A 16340-nucleotide genomic window follows, 5' to 3' on the forward strand; every position below is an offset into this window, starting at 1 on the left:
CCGCTTCGGAGGCGTTGTCCATCGGATTTGAACGTCCGGGTCGGGCGCGAAGCCGAATGTCCGGTCCTGCGCATTTGCGGGCCGGCGTGACGTAGCCTGGCCGATAGCGGCTCGTCTGCTTCGGAGACGGGGTGCCGGAAAAGCGGCCGAGCTCCTGCCGACCCGGCCCGGTCGCGCGGGCTCGTGCGACAGCCGCCGGAAAGCGGACCTCGGGAACTTTCGCCACGCATGGCGGCGATTGTGGCCATTCGATCGAGGGTACCTTCGCGGGCGGCTGGCATTTCGGCCCCCTGGGCGGACGGGACCTTCATCGGGGCAGCGTGCTCGGACCGCCCCGGCTGCCTGCCCCGGCTGCGGCGGTTACTTGCCATGCCGCGTCAGCCACGCCTCCATGTTGGAGATCTCCGTGGCCTGGGTGGCGACGATCTTCGGGGCCATCGCCTTGGTGGCGGGATCCTTGGCGTGTTTCAGTGCGACTCCCGCCATCGCGACCGCGCCGTTGTGATGCGGGATCATGTGGGCGTGGAAGTCGACCTCGGGGTCGCCGGTCGAGGGAATGTCCATGTCCCTCATCATCGCCGAGTCGGCGACCTTGAACTCTCTGGTGGAGGCGTCGTCCTCCGCGTCAGACTTCATCGAGCCCATCTCCATGCCGGCCATAGAGTCGTGATGATGGTTCGCGCCCTGCGCCAGGACTGTGCGGGCCAGCCCGGTCGACAGCCGCGCGACAGCGAGACGTTTCGGTTTCGGGTCAGGAGGTTTCCTCTCCAGGGTGGAGGGCCTCGAGTTTTCCGCTGTCGGTCACGCCTCTTGGGGCTCGTGAGTTGCACGGCGCTGTGCGGGCTGTCGTCCAGCACCGCGGCCTTGCCGGTCGGGCGACTGCCGTCGACCAGGTCCAGGGGCGCCTGAGTGGGCCTGCCGCCGACTACCAAGACGAGGATGCTGAAGTCGGTCGCCGCGACCGACTTCAGCATCCTCGGCAGGCAGGAACGACAATCTCGGATTATCGGGTTTCGCTAATTATTATGGAGCTATTCGAAGCTTAATGTTGAGTAAATATCTTATTGCCGCACCAATGGCGGCTCTGAATGTGCACAGCGTGTAAAGACAAAGTCACGGTCTGCTGAGACGCGAGCGTGGCATGGCGCGCAGGTCTTCATCAGGTCTTCGCTCCGATTGGGCTTGCCTCCTTCGAATTGGCCGTATCCCCATCCGCCCGTATCGGCGAATTTTTCAGAGTCCTTGACGCTGAACTGCACGTTCGTCGGGGATCCGGGAACGAACGATTGTGTGTGGCCGAAAACCGCATCGTTTTCTGCGGACGACACATACTCCCAAGCCAATCGCGCGATGATAGCGCCATCCGGGAATGGGCGCGTTCCTTCCCGATATGCCTTGATCGCGATGTCGTTTCCGAGAACGGCACGAATGTCGTTGAGCTGACCCGCTTCGTGCGCCACGCTGATCAATTGCCAATCGCGGTACCCTGCAGGGAGTCGAATGCCGAAGATCGGTGAAGCATCGTCATCAGCGCTTCCAGCCGGCCATGGCGTGAAGGCCCCGATGCAGGCGCCCATGATGCAGGCCCCTAATCGAAGCGTCGCAGTTCTCATGGTGTCCTCCCCTGGACCCTGTGCCGAACCATTTCTCGATTGATAAAGCGCCGGTATTTGTCGTCCGATCCGTGTAGTGGCCTCAGTAGATGCCGCCACACGCGAATCAAAGCGCTCCACGTGGTTTCTCCGCGTCGGCTCCAGAAGCCTGTAGCACGCAGGCCTCGACCAGCCGCGAGAGAGCCTCTGCGGCACGCCTCGGATTGCTGTCCGTCAAGCCGTGACGCTCCGCCAGCCACAGGGGGTCGTCGTAACCGACCCAAGTCCGGTCCGCCGGATCACACCACACGAGGGCGCGCAGGGGCAGGTCAACGCCGATGGTTTGGTTGGCCTGCATCAGAGGCGTTCCGCCTTCCGCCCTGCCGAACACGAGCAGCTGGGTCGGCCGTAGATCGAGGCCGGCCTGGACCGCCGCGGCCGCATGATCGAGTCTGAGGAAGACCGCCAGGCCGCGCTCCGCCACGGCGCGGATAAGGTTGTCCATGGTCTCGCCGGGCCGGAACTGGCTCTCATGCTTGATGAAACCGGCCGTCATGGGCGAGGCTCCTGATCCCAGCGAGCCGCCACCTCGTCCATCTCGGCCGCCAGTTCGCTCGGGGTCAGAATACGTTTGGCGAACAGGATGTTGTCGAGCACGTCGGCGCGGGCGTGGCAGCGTTTCTCCCAGGGCTCAAGTTCGTGTTCGGTCCGCTGAATGAGCTCACCGTCCAGGCCGCCGATGTCGTTCGGCAGCCGCTTCAGCAGCATCTCGGTCTGGGTCATCGGTCGGCTCCGGCGATTGGGACCCCGACGGGCGCCACGCCGATCATCGTGTCGCGCGTGACGAGGGCAGCCAGTTCCCCCTCGCCCCAGCCTTCCGCCCCTGCCGGGGTATCGCGGTCGTTGCCGGTCCAGGGCTGGCTGGAGCGGCCGTGCCCACGCCTGTCATGCGCGATGCAGCGGTACCCCTGGCGGCCGAGGAAGAACATCTGATCTTCGAAGGCGTCGGCGCTGAGAGGCCAGCCGTGGCTGAAGACCACGGCTTACCCCTCGCCCCAGTCCTTGAAGTAGATTTCGGTGCCGTCCTCGACCGTGATCGTGCCCATTCGCGGTCCCCTCGCGTGCCCTCTGCACCTCAGCGACCGGCAACGTTACGGTCGAGGAAGTCCCGAATCATGGGCGCCATGACGTCGAGCTTGTCTTCGAGGGCGAAGTGCCCGGTATCGAGCAGATGCAGCTCGGCGTCGGGCAGGTCTCGCAGATACGGATGCGCGCCGTCGGCCGGGAAAATGGTGTCGTTCCGGCCCCAGACGATCAGCGTCGGCGGCTTGCGCTCGCGAAAGAAGGCCTGGAATTGCGGGTAGAGCGGTACGTTGGTGCCGTAGTCGCGGAAGAGGTCGAGCTGAATATCCTTGTTGCCCGGCCTGTCGAGCAGCACCTGATCGTGCAGCCAGTTGTCCGGATCGATCCGGGTTACATCGGCCACGCCGTCGACGTACTGGAACTTCGTCGTTTCCGGCGCGACGAGGAACGTAAGAGCCTCGCGCCGCTCCGGGGTATCCTCGCGCCAATAGGCCTTGATGGGATCCCAGAACGCCTTCAGCCCCTCCTCGTAGGCGTTGCCGTTCTGGACGACCAGCGCGGTGACGCGTTCGGGATGCTTGAGCGCGAGCCGATAGCCGACCGGGGCCCCGTAATCCATCACGTACATGGCGTAACGGTCCACCCCCAATCGGGAGAGCAGTCCGTCGACGATGTCGGTGTAGTGCGCGAACGTATATGCGAACTCCCGGTGGTCGGGCGCATCGCTGCCGCCGAAGCCCGGGTAGTCGGGTGCGATGACACGGTAGCGGTCCGCCAGAAGCGGAATGAGATTGCGGAACATGTGCGACGAGGTCGGGAAGCCGTGCAACAGCAACACGACCGGAGCATCCGACGGGCCCGCCTCCCGGTAGAAGACGTTCACGTTTTCGACCCGGGCTGCGCGGTAATAGGTGACCGGAATGCTGGTGAGATAGGTCACGTAGCCCCCTTCGCATCAAATCACTTGATCGAATTTAACGTATTGCGATCGACAGCAGAACATCTAAACTGCGAAATCGCTGATTTCGCGGGGCGGAACAATGATCGACCGTCTCGATGCGATGCGGGTGTTCGTCACCGCCCTGGACGAAGGGAGCCTCGCATCCGCTGGCCGACGCCTCAATCGTTCGCCCGCCGCCGTGACACGGGCCATCGCGGCTCTTGAGAGCCATGTCGGAGCCCAGCTCCTGCACCGGACGACACGACGATTGCGGTTGACCGAGGCCGGCGAGCGATACGCCGCCGTCTGCCGTCGGGTGCTGACGGATTTGGAGGAAGCCGACCTCGCCGTTACCGGGAACCGGGTTGCCCCGCGCGGCGTCCTGACCGTCACGGCGCCGGTGATGTTCGGGACACGGGTTTTGCGCCCGGTCGTGGGTGAGTTCCTGAAGGCATACCCTGCAATGCAGGTCCGCTACCTGCTGCTCAATCGGATGACGAACCTCCTCGATGAGGGCATCGATGTCGCGCTCCGGATCGCCCCGTTGCAGGAGTCCAACGTGATAGCGGTACGCATCGGCGAGGTGCGCCGCGTTCTGTGTGCGTCGCCGAAGTATCTGGCGGGCCGGCCGCCAATCAGGTCCCTGTCCGATCTGGCGCAGCACGACTTCATTGGTATCGAGCCCACGAGTCCGGACGATATCTGGAGCTTCCCGCCCTTAGACGGAGCCAGAATTCCCCGGACGGTCCGGGTCAAGCCGCGCCTGATGGTCAACACCGACGAGGCCGCCGTCAGCGCGGCGGTCGACGGCGAGGGCATCGCCCGGATCTTCTCCTATAAGATCCAGCACGAAGTCACGGGCGGCAGCTTGGTCGTTCTGCTTCCCGAGGCCGAGCCGCCTCCGGTGCCCGTACATCTCATCACGCTACCGGACAGGATGTCGCTCGCCAAAGTGCGGGCCTTCATGGACTTCGCCGCCTTCCGCCTCAAGGCCGACTTCGACTGCACCCGGTTGCACCCCAAGGACCGCCATTCCTCCCGGGACCGGCTCGACGCCGAGGTCTCGCGCCGGAGATTGACGCCGAATTGAAATGCCGCCGGCCGGCCGTCGAGATATCCATGATTGGTCGCGGCGTGGATCTCGCGGCGTTCCAATCCTTCACCGCCTCAACCGCGGATCGTCCTGCGTGACGCGGCTGCGCAGCGTGTAGACACCGCTTCCGGACAGGATGGCACTCCGGGCGAGGAGACGGCCGCTCTGCCAGTTCGACAGCCCGAGCTCGGGCTGGTTCAGGGCGTATTGCCCGTCGACCCATCGGGTGAACCCGTCGCCCACGAAGGGCGCGTTCACCGTGTCGTAGAAGCGCCGATGCGCCTCGGGGTCCTGACTGATCAACGATGCGGCGAAACGCGGGCTGTGGCGATTGAACAGCGTCACCGCGTGATCGAGATCATCCACGATCTTCAGGCTGACCTCGGGCGTGTCTTCCCATTCCCACTCGTGTCCGAGATCGTCCTCGGACTGGATCTCCGTCAGCGGCTCGGTGCGTTCGCCTTCGGCGCGCCGGACGCGGACGGTGGCGGTACGCCAGCCGTCCGGCAGGACGGTCTCGTCGCCTGCCACCACGTGTAGTTTGCATCCGAAGCCGCGTGCGCGGCCGGCGGATTCCAGGGCCGCCAGGAAAACCGGCACCAGATCCGTCACCCGGGCGCGATGGATGCAGCACACGTTCAGGGTGTTGCAGACCTTTCGGTCCAGAGACGCGTCGACAGCCGCGGAGAAGCGCTCCGCATCCGCATCGCGATCGGCAACCATCCACGCACCGCCGGTTCCGTGCAGGCTCACCGCCGTGCCGGCCTGTCGTGCGACGCTCCCGAGCTGGGCGACGGCCCGACCCGACCCGCGCGCCACCGCCAGCGAGAGCCGACGGTCAGCGAAGAGGGCCCAGCCTGTCGACCGTTCCGCGCTCTCCACGAGCGAGATGGCTCCGGGCGGTAGGCCGGCCTCATCGAGCGCGGGAACGAGGGCGTGCCGCATGATGGCCTGTGCGGTGCCGAGCGCGTCGCTGCCGATGCGGAAGACGGCCGTGTTGCCGCTGCGCAGGACGCCCGCTGCATCGGCGAGCACGTTCGGGCGCCCCTCGAAGACGAAGCCGACCACCCCGAGCGGTGCCGCCACCTGCGCGATGGTCCAGCCGGGATGGTCGATGCGCTCGACGACCCGACCGCGCAGCGTCTCGCTGTCTCGCCACGCCCGCAGGCCCGCGATCATATCCTGCCGCATCCGGTTGGTGGCGACGAGCCGGGTCGTCGAACGGCCGCCACTCTGGGCGCGCTCGACATCCTGCCGGTTCGCCTCGGCGATGGCATGCCAAGCCGAAGGGTCATCGAGGAGCGCGGCGAACCGGTCGAAGAACCGCTCAATCGCCTGATCCGGTACGGCCGACATCGCCATGAAGGCGGCATGCGCACGGTCCACCGCGGCGGCGGCCAAGGCGATCTGAGCCGCCGGGACGTGGAGGAGGTCTCCGGTCTCCTGCAGGACCAGCAGATGGTCACCGGGCTGGAAGGCCTCCGCGAGTTCCGGCGTGATCACGGTCACGCGGTCACCGCCAAAAGGCACAGGAGTTCCCGATACGAGGCGCGCGAGGGTCGTCGTCATGGGAGCGGGCATAGGGCGATCTCGGTGTGGAAACCAAGCCGTGTCGTCGTTGAAAGCGACCCCTCGATCGAGCGGTGTGACGCCGGGAGGCGCGCCAAGGGCTTCTCGGCCGCTCCGAAGGGATCCGGTCGGCGGAAGGAGCACGGCCCCGGCATCACCATACCGGGACGGTGGTGACCCAATCGCAGCACGCCTCCCGCCCGGATCCACGCGTTCACGGCGTTGATCGGCGAGATTGGCGATGGGGGGCGCCCTTGGCCCGGGCCGCAATCGAGCGTCCCGCTTCGTCGCGACCGGACTTTTCAAGACCGGTGACCAAGATATCGACGAGGCGCATGGCCGACTGCCTCCGGTCCGGCCCGGAGCTGATGTTGGCCACACTGGCCACCGCCCGCAGCAGGTCGAGCGGCTCCATGCCCAGTTGGATCTCCCCCGCAGCGACCGCGCGGTCGCACAACATGGCCATGGCCTGCTTAATCTGGGCGCCGGATGCCGCATACAGGCCGGCCGGCCCGTCGGCCACCGCATTGAGGGCCTCGGACATGCCTTGCTTGGTCGCCATGTAGTCGACGAACACCAGCATCCATTCCCGCAAGGCCTCAGTCGGGGAACGGGTGGCTGTGAGCCGTTCCGCGGCCTCGGCGAGATGTGCGGTCTCATTCCGGTAGACCGCCTCGATCAGGGCGTCGCGGGTCGGGAAATGACGGTAGAGCGTGCCGACCCCCACGCCTGCCGCGCGCGCGATCTCCTCCAGACCAGCGGCCGCGCCCTTCTCGGCGAAAGTCGTCTTGGCCGTGTCGAGCAGCCTGAGGCGATTGCGCTGGGCGTCGGCGCGCGGCCTGCGGGCTGTCTCACGAGGTTCCTCGTCGTCCACGGGCGAAGCGCCTCTTGCTAAACGGAGGGTCACTCCGTATTTAAACGGAGGCAACCTCCTCTTATCGACTCGGAGGCCGGCGAACAATGGCGTCGCGGGCGACGGGCGAGGTGTGTCCACCGACAAGGAGAGCACCATGGCCGCAACATTCGGAGCGACCTCGACCACCGAAGAGGTGCTCGCCGGCGTCGATCTCAGCGGAAAGCGCGTGCTCGTCACAGGCGTCTCGGCCGGGCTTGGCGTGGAGACGGCCCGCGCCCTCGCGGCGCACGGGGCGCATGTCGTCGGCACGGCGCGGGATCTCGCCAAGGCCGCGGCGGCGACTGCCGTAGTCCGCGATCAGGCGGCGCATGGCGGAAGTCTCGAACTGGTCACGCTCGACCTCGCCTCGCTGGCCAGCGTCCGTGCCTGCGCCGACGCGTTGCTGGCGGACGGCAGGCCGTTCGACGTCGTCATCGCCAATGCCGGCGTCATGGCCACGCCGCTGAGTCGCACGATCGACGGCTTTGAGACGCAGTTCGGCACGAACCACCTCGGCCACTTCGTGCTCGTGAACCGGATCGCGTCCTCGATCCGGGACGGTGGCCGGCTGGTCATGGTCGCCTCGTCCGGTCATCGCTACGCGGGACCTGATCTGGACGATCCGGGCTTCGAGCGTACGCCTTACGACCCGATGGTCGCGTACGGGCGCTCGAAGACGGCCAACATCCAGTTCGCGGTGGAGTTCGACCGGCGGCACAGGACGCGCGGCGTGCGGGGGACAGCTTTGCACCCCGGCGGCATCGAGACCGAACTCGGCCGGCATTTGGGCCAGGGCGCTGTCGCCCAGTCGGTCGAGCGGATCAACGCCGACCTCGCTGCGGCCGGCAAGCCGGCATTTGCGTGGAAAACCATCCCTCAAGGAGCTGCCACATCAGTTTGGGCGGCTTTCGTGGCGGCGGCGGAGGCCGTCGGCGGCCGCTATTGCGAGAACTGCCACGTGTCCGAGATCACCGACGGGTTGATCACGCCCGTCAGCGAGGGCGTGCGCTCCTACGCTTTGGATCCCGAACGCGCGCGTGCGCTCTGGGCTAGAAGCGAGGACATGGTCGGCGAACGGTTCTGATACTGCAACCCGGCACCTCCGGGCCGGACCAAGCCGAACATCGGATGTCCGCCTTTGAAATCTGGCGCCTCGAAGCGGACAGGTAGAAATCAACCCTGCGTGGTCCTCCCGCTCCGACCCATGCCGGCCCTGCTGACAGTCGTCGGCGCGTTCCGAACGCAGCCATTCAGCGGCCGCTTGGCAGCTTCGGTTCGAGGCGCAATCCGGACCGTCGGCTTTCGCGCAGCGGCCCAGTTACCACTCGTCTCCCGGACGGGACACGCGCGTGGGTCTGCAGGAAAACCGAGATCAGTCGAAAGAGCGGGTTTTGCAAATGGGGCTTCTAGCCGGTTGTCGCGGGGCGCGCCTGGATCACGGGCGCGGCCGCTGCCAGAATCGAAGCGGCGTCGCGTGTGAGGGGAGGGTAGATGCGGCTGCCATTGATGAGGCGCTTGGTAGCTTTGGCCGCTGCTCCGTCGGCAATTAGGCGGTCGCGATCCCAGCCCGACGTGTAGACTGCCCCCCACGCGCCGAGATCGAGCACAGTTACGTAATCAGGTGCCGCGAACGGCAAGCAAAGATCCGACCGTCCTGCGAGATCGTAGACTGCATTGTTCCCTGCGAAACGACCCATCGGGCGCGCGTGTTGGCAAGACATCACCGTGGTGTGTCCCGCATCGTCGGCTGTGGCCACGGCCACGTCGCCGGCCGCGAACACGGCCGAAATCCCGATGACCCGCATCATCGCGTCCACGGGCAACCGACCGAGTGCGTCGTGCGTCACGTCTAAATCCTCGGCGAGGGGATTTGCCCGCATGCCCGTGGCACAGATGACCGTCAGCGCCGGGATGTACGTTCCATCACTGAGCGTCACGCCCGTCGAATCGATCGTGGCAACGCCGGTGCCGCTGATGCATTCGACGGCAGCTGCGGCGAGAGCCTGTCGAATCGCCGGCATTGCGGCTCCGCCCATCGTGGACCCAACCTCGACAGAGCGGTCGACCAGCAGCGTGCGAGCTGGGCCAGTTGCTCCGGCCCGATCGCGGGCAGCCGCGAGGCGAGCAGGCAACTCGCAGGCGAGTTCTATCCCGACCAAACCACCGCCGATCACGACGGCGGTCCAGCGGCCAACTTGGTCCGGCCTCGATCCGCAGCGGCCCAAGTCTCGGAGGTGGCTCGCGAGCTGGCGCGCGCCGCCAAGCGTATCAACGTCGCAAGCCAGATCGACGCCTGGTATCGGCGGCCGGGTCAGCCGGCTCCCGGCGGCGAGAATCAACCTGTCGTATTCGAGCGCTATCGGGTCAGGTTTGTCCGGGACGCGCACCATCAGACGACGACCGGCGGCGTCGATCTTGGTCACGCTGCCCTCGATCCGGTCGACGTCGATGGGATCGAGCACCTCGTCCAGTGGCACGTCCAGGGGCGTGAGGTCGGTCTCGTAGCATCGCACCCGGATAGAGTGGAACGGATCTGGCGCGACAAGGGTGATCGCGACCTGGTCTGTCAGCCCGAGTTCGACGCGCGCCCGGGCAGCAGCCGCTGCGCTCCAGAGGCCGGCAAAGCCGCCGCCAACGACGAAGATGGTGCGTTTGGCCATTGGGAGCTGCCCCCGCATCCGGTCTATTCAAAACAATGATAGCAGATCGTGAGTGGCGGCCGTAGAATTCACGTGGGGCCTTAACTGGACTGAGGCCATCGCTGGGATGGATCGCAAGCGGACGGCGCGGCGCACTCCGTTTCCAGCGATCGCTGCTGGTCTGCTGACCTGCGGACATGCACTCTCGGCGGTCCTGTCGCTGCACACCCATGGCAGCCGTCCGGCACCTTCAGCGCAAGGTAACGACCAGATCCCGGCCTTTTGCCCCGAAGCGGACGTTTCCTCTCTGAGTCAGCTTGGCCATCGGTACTGGTCAGCCTCGATGTTTGTGGCAGACGAACGAGGCCGCGTGTGATGGATATGTCGGTGACGGAGATCTACTCAACCTCTCGATCGCCTATGGCGTGATGTTTTTCCGCTACAGTTGTTTCTGGTGCAACGCTCATACGCCTTGAAGTTTCGTCCGCTCCAATCCGGCGTGTTTGCCATGCAGGCCCAAATGCATCTCTGGGTGTCCATCGGATCTTCTTTTGACAATGCCGGCGTTGTGATGAGGATCCCTAAGATGAATGCCGCCGGAAATTTCAGATTTTGCATGTCTTGCTCCAAGGAAACAAATTTTAGACGATCTTTGATTTGGAGCGATTTTTAAATATTGAGTGACGTGATTCTGAAGGCCGTAAATCGCTTCCAATATATAACTGCTTTACAAAAACGCGACAATGCACCGCAACTTGGGCCAATTCGATCAAATCAGTCGTCGATTTAATGCATGCCAAATGAGATTCGACAAGCTGCAATCGGTGATTGGGTTGATCCAATTCTTGCTCGAACGGGCAGATTGAATGGCCTGATGATCCAGGCAATCGAGATCGGCAAATAATATTTGACTGGTGCCGGATGTGTCGCTGTCCGCTCCCTCGAATCGATCTATCGAATATTATTCGATAGAATATCATCAAATTTACTTCGTATGACAATTTTTTATTGCTATAAGACGATTTTCGCAAGATGTATAGAGTTCCGCGATGGAGCGCGACGGTCGCATCTGGTCCTAGTAAACCTCGCGCACAGTCGAACGATCGCAAGGATGAACGCTTGAGTTAATCCTCGTTTATTGGATATTTGAGACTATAATCGGATAATAACAGCGTTGTCGTGACGCTTTACCGGTGACCGGATGTGGAAAATCACCGAAGGATAGTGCATCCATCGTTGTTTTGTTTATTCACAGGCTTGTTATAGAGCTGCCGTTTCTTCCTAATAATTCAATTTGCGACCGCTCAAATTCGTAAATTGTTACGGGCGGCTGTAAATGGATCAAAATTATTAAGCTTTCCCCGAAGTTTTCGTCCCTCCGAGCGCCGCTGATGGGGCTTCCCGCGACCGCGGAGCGTGCTGGTGAAGCTGACGGCGGCCGGCTGGATTTGCGAAGGCGCATGGCTTCAATTGGCGAATGGCCGCCGAGAAAAGCCGCGCTACTGGACGCGGTCGGCAGGATCGTTCCAGCGAGGATTTATACCAACTCTCACTGATCAGAACCCATGAGCCCAGGCCCGCCGGCCGATGGACATGATGCGCCAGGGCTGGTCCATGAGCTTGTTCCAGGCGCCGCGGCACTGATCGAGGATGGCCTCGTATGACGCAAAGATCCGGTTGCCGAGCCAGTTCTCACGGATAAACTGCCAGAGGTTCTCGACCGGGTTCAGTTCGGGCGAGCGCGCTGGCAGCGGTAGCAGCGTGATATTGGCCGGCACGATGAGCTTCTGGGTCAGGTGCCAGCCAACCCGATCGAGCAGCAGCACGGCGTGCGCACCGGCGGTGACGGCCCTGGCGATCTCGGCCAGATGCAGGTTCATCGCCTCGGTGGTACAGCGGGGCATGACGAGCCCTGCGGACGGTCCGCCGCCGCGGCGGCTTCGAGACCGTGGTGCGCGCGCTGATGGCGGAATCCGGCTTCGCGACCACCGAAGCCCCGCGCACCGGCGACGTCGGCCTCGTGGCGCACCCGCGCGTCGGGCCGGCCTGCGCGATCCGCTGCCCTCTGGGCTGGGCGGTGAAGAGCCCCGCCGGCCTCGCGCTCGGCCCCTGGCCGGCCCGCGTGGCCTGGCGCGTCTGATGCCGGCCGCGATCGGCGCCGCCCTGATCGGCGAGCTGGCGCTCGGCGCCACCGCCGAACTCGTCGTCGGCGACGCGGTCGTGACGGTCGGCACCGTGGCCCTGCAATACGGCGCCCAGGCCCTGCTCGGCTCCGACAAGCGGTCCGATCCGCCTTGGAGGCTTCGGTACCCGTCATCGACCGCGATTACATCAAGTTCTTGAAAGCCGGGAAGGTGGATGAGGCGCGCGATCTCCTTGAACGGCAGACGCCTCTCTCGATCTTCGGCTCTCGGGACCATGGCGATGGGCTGCTCACCGCTGGGTTGAGCCGGAAGGCCGTCCAGTACGACATCGGCAATCCGCTGACGGCTGCGTCGATGACCCGGCACGCCCTCTCGGCCGCCTTGTACGCGCCGATCCGGGTACTTCTGCGTGAGGATGACGACGATAAGATTGCCTTCGAGTACGACCGTCCGGTCGGTACCTTCGGCCAGTTCGGGAATCCGCAGGTCGATGGCGTCGCCGGCAAACTGGATGAGCTCCTCAGGCGCGTGCTCACTGCGGCTGCCGAATGAAGTCAGGCCCCTGTATGCGTCGCGGATCGGCCCAGCCTCGGCTTCCACGCGGCGCACGATGGGAAACAGTTGAAAGGTTTCCGCAATGGCTGGCGTCCGCCGCATCGGGCTCGTGCTCTGCCCGGATTTCGATTTCATGGGCTTGGCCGTGACCTCGCCCTTCGCCGTGGCCAATCGATACGTCGCCGACACGACCTACGACATCCACGTGCTGTCGGAGGCGGGCGGGCTCCTTCGCTCGGGGTCCGGCCCTGCCGTCGAGACCGAGCCGCTGAGCGAGCCGTCCGCCTTCGACACGATCATCGTCGCCGCGGGCATCAGCCTGCCCGAGCCGAGCCCAGATCTCGTCGCCTACCTGCGGGAGGCGGCCCGTTCCACGCGGCGCCTGGCGGGCCTGTGCCTCGGCGCCTTCGCCCTGGCCGATGCCGGCCTGCTGAGCGGGCGGCGCGCCACGACCCACTGGCGCTACGCGCCGCAGTTCCGCGCGCGCTACCCCGACTGCGCCCTCGACATTGACAAGATATACGTCGCGGACGGCAATCTCTGGACTTCCGCCGGCATGTCGGCGGGCATCGATCTCGCCGTCGCCATGGTCGAGCGCGACCACGGCCGGCAGGTGGCCCGCACCGTGGCGCGGGGCCTCGTCATGGAGCGCCGTCGCGCCGGGGGCCAGGCCCAGCACTCGGCCCTGCTCGATTTCGACGCGCCGAGCGACCGGATCCAGAGCGTCCTCGCCTATGCGCGCCAGAACCTGCGGCGTCCGCTGACGACCGAGGATCTCGCGGCGGTCGCCTGCCTCAGCCCACGCCAGTTCACCCGGGCCTTCCGGACCGAGACCGGCGTCTCGCCGGCCAAGGCCGTCGAGGCCATGCGCGTCGAGGCCGCCAAGCACATGCTGGAGCAGAGCCGCCTGCCCATCGAGCAGATCGCCGCCGCGGCCGGCTTCGCCAACCGCGAGCGGATGCGCCGGGCATTCCTGCGTGTCCAGGGCGACGTCCCGCGGGCGATCCGCCGGACTGCGGGTCCGCTCGCCGTCGTCTGACGCGGCGGCATGTCCGAAAACGAGGCAAATATGACGTAGTGGGTGCCGAGACCTCTGCTTAAGCATGGCCTTAGGGTCTACTTACTGTCGGGGAGTCGCGGTCATGGTGAGCCTGACGATTAACGGTCGCCACTATTCCGTCGACGCCGAGCCCGATACTCCGCTGCTTTTCGTCCTACGGGATACGCTCGGCCTGACCGGCACAAAATATGGCTGCGGCATCGCCCAATGCGGGGCCTGCACGGTCCATCTTGACGGACAGGCGACGCGATCCTGTCAGGTGCCTTTAGAGAGCGTCGGCACCCAGGCCGTCACGACCATCGAGGCAATCGAGCAGGACGACGTCGGCCGGAAGGTCGTCGAGGCCTGGGTCGCGCTGCAGGTGCCGCAATGCGGCTACTGCCAGTCCGGCCAGGTCATGGCCGCCACCGCCCTGCTGAAGCAGACCGCGCACCCGACCGACGGCGAAATTGCCGAGGCGATGACGAACCTGTGCCGCTGCGGAACCTACAACGCCATCGCCGCCGCCGTGCGGCAGGCCGCTGCCTGAGGAGCCCGCCATGCACCCGCTCCTCCACCCGGCAGCCCCCTCCCGCCGCCGCTTCCTTGCCGGTGCGGGAGGCGCCCTCGTCCTCAGTGCCCTCCTGCCGGCGCGCGCGGTCCGCGCCGAGGCGCAGGGTCCCGCCGAGGGCGCCGGTGCCCTCGCGCCTAAGCCGGGGACGCGGGTGGCCGCTTTCCTGGAGATCCACCCGGACGGCACCATCAGGCTGCTCAGCCCCTTCGTGGAGGGCGGCCAGGGCATCGCCACCGGCATGGCGCAGATCGTCGGCGAGGAGCTCGACGTGCCGCCCTCCCGCTTCGTCGTGGAATGCGCGCCGCCCGGACCGGACTACGCCGTCGTCAACGGCATCCGCATGACCGGCGGCAGCTTCTCGACCCGGTCGAGCTACGAGACCATGCGCCGCCTCGGCGCCACCGCCCGCGACCTGATGATCCGCGCGGCGGCGGCCCGGCTCAAGGTGCAGGACGGCGAACTCACCACCCGCGACGGGGTCGTGCTGCACGCGGCTACGAACAGCTCGCTGTCCTACGGCGACCTCGCTGCCGATGCCCTGAAGCTGAAGCCGAACGATACCGTTCCGCTGCGCGATCCCAAGACATTCCGCTACATCCGCCAGCCGGTCCCTCGCCTCGACGTGCGCGATAAGTCCACCGGCCGGGCGATCTATGCCATCGACCAGACAGTCGAGGGCATGCTCTACGCCGCCGTGCAGCACGCGCCGCGCCTCGGCACGGAGCCGATGAGTCTCGCGAACGAGGCCGAAATCCGGGCCATGCCAGGCGTCCATTCGGTGCACCGCGTGCCCGGCGCCGTGGCGGTCGCCGCCGACAGCTGGTGGCGGGCGCGCAAGGCGGTCGAGGCGCTGAAGGTCGAATGGTCGGCCGCCAAGCCCAGCGGCATCGACACGGTCGCTGCGGATTTCTCGTCCGACGGCATGCTCGCGGCCCTCAAGGCCTCGGCCGATCCGGGCCATGTGGCCGAGGAAGAGGGCGACGTGGCTGGCGCCTTCGCCAAGGCCGCCAAGGTGGTGGAGGCGGAGTACGAAGCCCCCTACCTCGCCCACGCGCAGCTCGAACCGCCCTCGGCGATCGCGCGCTTCGACCGTGACGGAACCCTCGATGTCTGGCTTCCGAACCAGATGCCGGAGGTGTTCCAGGCCGTGTCGGCGAAGGTCGCCGGGCTGCAGCCGGCCCAGGTCCGCATCCACTCGCCGATGCTCGGCGGCTTCTTCGGCCGGCACTTCACCTACGACGCCGGCAACCCGTTCCCGCAGGCGATCCTGCTCGCCAGGGCTACCGGCCGCCCCGTGAAGGTGCTGTGGTCGCGCGAGGAGGAATTCAGCCGCGACGCCGTGCGCCCCCTGAGCTTCAGCCGCTTCCGCGCGGCCCTCGACGCCTCGGGCCAGCCGACGGCGATCGAGGCGCGCACGGTCGGGGAAGGCCCGATCGGTCGCTACTTCGGCATGATGATGCAGACGCCCGTCGACCCGTCGGCGGTCGAGGGCATCGTCGAGAAGCCCTACGCCGTGCCCAACCGGCGCATGACCTTCACGAAGGTCGCCCATCCGGTCAACATCGCGTTCTGGCGCTCGGTCGGGCACTCGATGAACGATGCGTTCTACGAGAGCTTCCTGGACGAGGTCGCCCAGGCCGGCGGGCAGGATCCGTTCGCCCTGCGCATGGCGCTCCTCCAGGGCAGCGCCCGGCACCGCACCCTCCTCTCGACGGTGGCCGAGATGTCCGGCGGCTGGCAGCGCGGGCCCTACCGCGCGGAGGGCGTGATGCGCGCCCGCGGCCTCGCCATGGCCTCGCCCTTCGGATCGGAGACGGCGACCATCGCGGAGGTGTCAGTGGAGGGCGGCGAAGCCCGCGTCCACAACCTCTGGATCGCCTTCGACCCCGGCAGCATCGTGAACCCGGCCATCGTCAAGGCGCAGGTGGAATCGGCGGCGGCGCTCGGCCTGTCCTCGGTGCTGTTCGAGCAGATCGTCTACCGGGACGGCGTGCGGCAATCGCAGAACTACGACACCTATCCTGTCCTGCGGCGGGAACACATGCCGAAAGTCCATGTGCGCATCGTCGAGAGCGGCGCGCCGATGGGCGGGGTCGGTGAACCAGGCCTGCCGGGCGTGCCGCCCGCCGTGCTCAACGCCATCGCGGCGCTCACCGGGCAGCGGATCCGCGCGCTGCCGGTCGCCAACAGCAAGCTCACCGCTGCCTGACGAGGTTT

Annotated in this window: 16 protein-coding genes and 2 pseudogenes; 8 read left to right on the forward strand and 10 right to left on the reverse strand. The window is 66.0% G+C overall.

Annotated elements, in window-relative coordinates:
• Positions 1 to 360: 360 nt before the first annotated feature.
• The 6 genes and pseudogenes from ABC766_RS18695 to ABC766_RS18720 form a co-directional block, all read right to left on the reverse strand.
• Entirely contained in the window at positions 361 to 660 is a 300-nt protein-coding gene (locus ABC766_RS18695; RefSeq protein ID WP_345819207.1) for a DUF305 domain-containing protein, read from the reverse strand.
• A gap of 401 nt (positions 661 to 1061) precedes the next feature.
• Positions 1062 to 1613: a cytochrome P460 family protein gene (locus ABC766_RS18700; protein ID WP_427902247.1), complete on the reverse strand. Its 552-nt coding sequence runs from the start codon at positions 1611 to 1613 to the stop codon at positions 1062 to 1064.
• Positions 1614 to 1719: 106 nt separating this feature from the next.
• Positions 1720 to 2148 (reverse strand): DUF302 domain-containing protein, encoded by a 429-nt coding sequence (locus tag ABC766_RS18705; RefSeq protein ID WP_345819208.1) that lies wholly within the window; start codon positions 2146 to 2148, stop codon positions 1720 to 1722.
• The gene (locus ABC766_RS18710; protein ID WP_345819209.1) at positions 2145 to 2375 is read right to left on the reverse strand and encodes a hypothetical protein; all 231 of its coding nucleotides are present in this window, start codon (positions 2373 to 2375) and stop codon (positions 2145 to 2147) included. Before ABC766_RS18710 ends, ABC766_RS18705 begins: the two co-directional genes overlap by 4 nt.
• A 101-nt stretch (positions 2376 to 2476) precedes the next feature.
• Positions 2477 to 2698: pseudogene (locus tag ABC766_RS18715) on the reverse strand (alpha/beta fold hydrolase); the annotation flags it as partial.
• 29 nt (positions 2699 to 2727) lie between these two features.
• A complete protein-coding gene (locus tag ABC766_RS18720; RefSeq protein ID WP_345819210.1) occupies positions 2728 to 3615 on the reverse strand; it encodes an alpha/beta hydrolase in 888 nt (295 codons plus the stop codon).
• Between the two features lie 121 nt (positions 3616 to 3736).
• Between ABC766_RS18720 and ABC766_RS18725 the strand changes: the two genes are divergently transcribed.
• A complete protein-coding gene (locus tag ABC766_RS18725) occupies positions 3737 to 4705 on the forward strand; it encodes a LysR family transcriptional regulator (protein ID WP_345819211.1) in 969 nt (322 codons plus the stop codon).
• A gap of 69 nt (positions 4706 to 4774) precedes the next feature.
• Here ABC766_RS18725 and ABC766_RS18730 read toward each other — a convergent pair whose 3' ends face one another.
• Positions 4775 to 6217 carry an aldehyde dehydrogenase family protein gene (locus ABC766_RS18730; RefSeq protein ID WP_345819212.1) on the reverse strand — a complete coding sequence of 481 codons (1443 nt, stop codon included), beginning with the start codon at positions 6215 to 6217 and terminating at the stop codon, positions 4775 to 4777.
• A gap of 274 nt (positions 6218 to 6491) precedes the next feature.
• Complete coding sequence (locus ABC766_RS18735; protein WP_345819213.1) at positions 6492 to 7151, reverse strand: TetR/AcrR family transcriptional regulator; 660 nt, start codon at positions 7149 to 7151, stop codon at positions 6492 to 6494.
• A gap of 136 nt (positions 7152 to 7287) precedes the next feature.
• Here ABC766_RS18735 and ABC766_RS18740 point away from each other — a divergent pair, with 136 nt between their 5' ends.
• A complete protein-coding gene (locus tag ABC766_RS18740) occupies positions 7288 to 8256 on the forward strand; it encodes an SDR family NAD(P)-dependent oxidoreductase (RefSeq protein ID WP_345819214.1) in 969 nt (322 codons plus the stop codon).
• A gap of 322 nt (positions 8257 to 8578) precedes the next feature.
• Here the strand turns inward: ABC766_RS18740 and ABC766_RS18745 are convergent, their stop codons facing one another.
• Positions 8579 to 9832: an NAD(P)/FAD-dependent oxidoreductase gene (locus tag ABC766_RS18745; protein ID WP_345819215.1), complete on the reverse strand. Its 1254-nt coding sequence runs from the start codon at positions 9830 to 9832 to the stop codon at positions 8579 to 8581.
• Between the two features lie 1535 nt (positions 9833 to 11367).
• Positions 11368 to 11802, reverse strand: a pseudogene (locus ABC766_RS18750) (transposase); the annotation flags it as partial.
• Between ABC766_RS18750 and ABC766_RS18755 the strand changes: the two are divergent.
• The 6 genes from ABC766_RS18755 to ABC766_RS18780 all read left to right on the forward strand — a co-directional run bounded on the left by ABC766_RS18755 (position 11763) and on the right by ABC766_RS18780 (position 16332).
• Entirely contained in the window at positions 11763 to 11951 is a 189-nt protein-coding gene (locus ABC766_RS18755; protein WP_345822863.1) for a hypothetical protein, read from the forward strand. The pseudogene ABC766_RS18750 and the gene ABC766_RS18755 sit on opposite strands and share 40 nt — an antisense overlap.
• A complete protein-coding gene (locus tag ABC766_RS18760) occupies positions 11951 to 12154 on the forward strand; it encodes a hypothetical protein (RefSeq protein ID WP_345822864.1) in 204 nt (67 codons plus the stop codon). The genes ABC766_RS18755 and ABC766_RS18760 overlap by 1 nt, the downstream gene beginning before the upstream one ends.
• Positions 12106 to 12507 (forward strand): DUF302 domain-containing protein, encoded by a 402-nt coding sequence (locus ABC766_RS18765; RefSeq protein ID WP_345819216.1) that lies wholly within the window; start codon positions 12106 to 12108, stop codon positions 12505 to 12507. The genes ABC766_RS18760 and ABC766_RS18765 overlap by 49 nt, the downstream gene beginning before the upstream one ends.
• 85 nt (positions 12508 to 12592) lie before the next feature.
• Complete coding sequence (locus ABC766_RS18770) at positions 12593 to 13549, forward strand: helix-turn-helix domain-containing protein (protein WP_043352351.1); 957 nt, start codon at positions 12593 to 12595, stop codon at positions 13547 to 13549.
• 103 nt (positions 13550 to 13652) lie between these two features.
• Positions 13653 to 14099 carry a (2Fe-2S)-binding protein gene (locus ABC766_RS18775; protein ID WP_345819217.1) on the forward strand — a complete coding sequence of 149 codons (447 nt, stop codon included), beginning with the start codon at positions 13653 to 13655 and terminating at the stop codon, positions 14097 to 14099.
• Positions 14100 to 14109: 10 nt separating this feature from the next.
• Positions 14110 to 16332 carry a xanthine dehydrogenase family protein molybdopterin-binding subunit gene (locus tag ABC766_RS18780; protein WP_345819218.1) on the forward strand — a complete coding sequence of 741 codons (2223 nt, stop codon included), beginning with the start codon at positions 14110 to 14112 and terminating at the stop codon, positions 16330 to 16332.
• The last annotated feature ends 8 nt before the right edge of the window (positions 16333 to 16340 follow it).

The sequence above is a fragment of the Methylobacterium fujisawaense genome, from assembly GCF_039619325.1.
Lineage (GTDB): Bacteria > Pseudomonadota > Alphaproteobacteria > Rhizobiales > Beijerinckiaceae > Methylobacterium > Methylobacterium fujisawaense.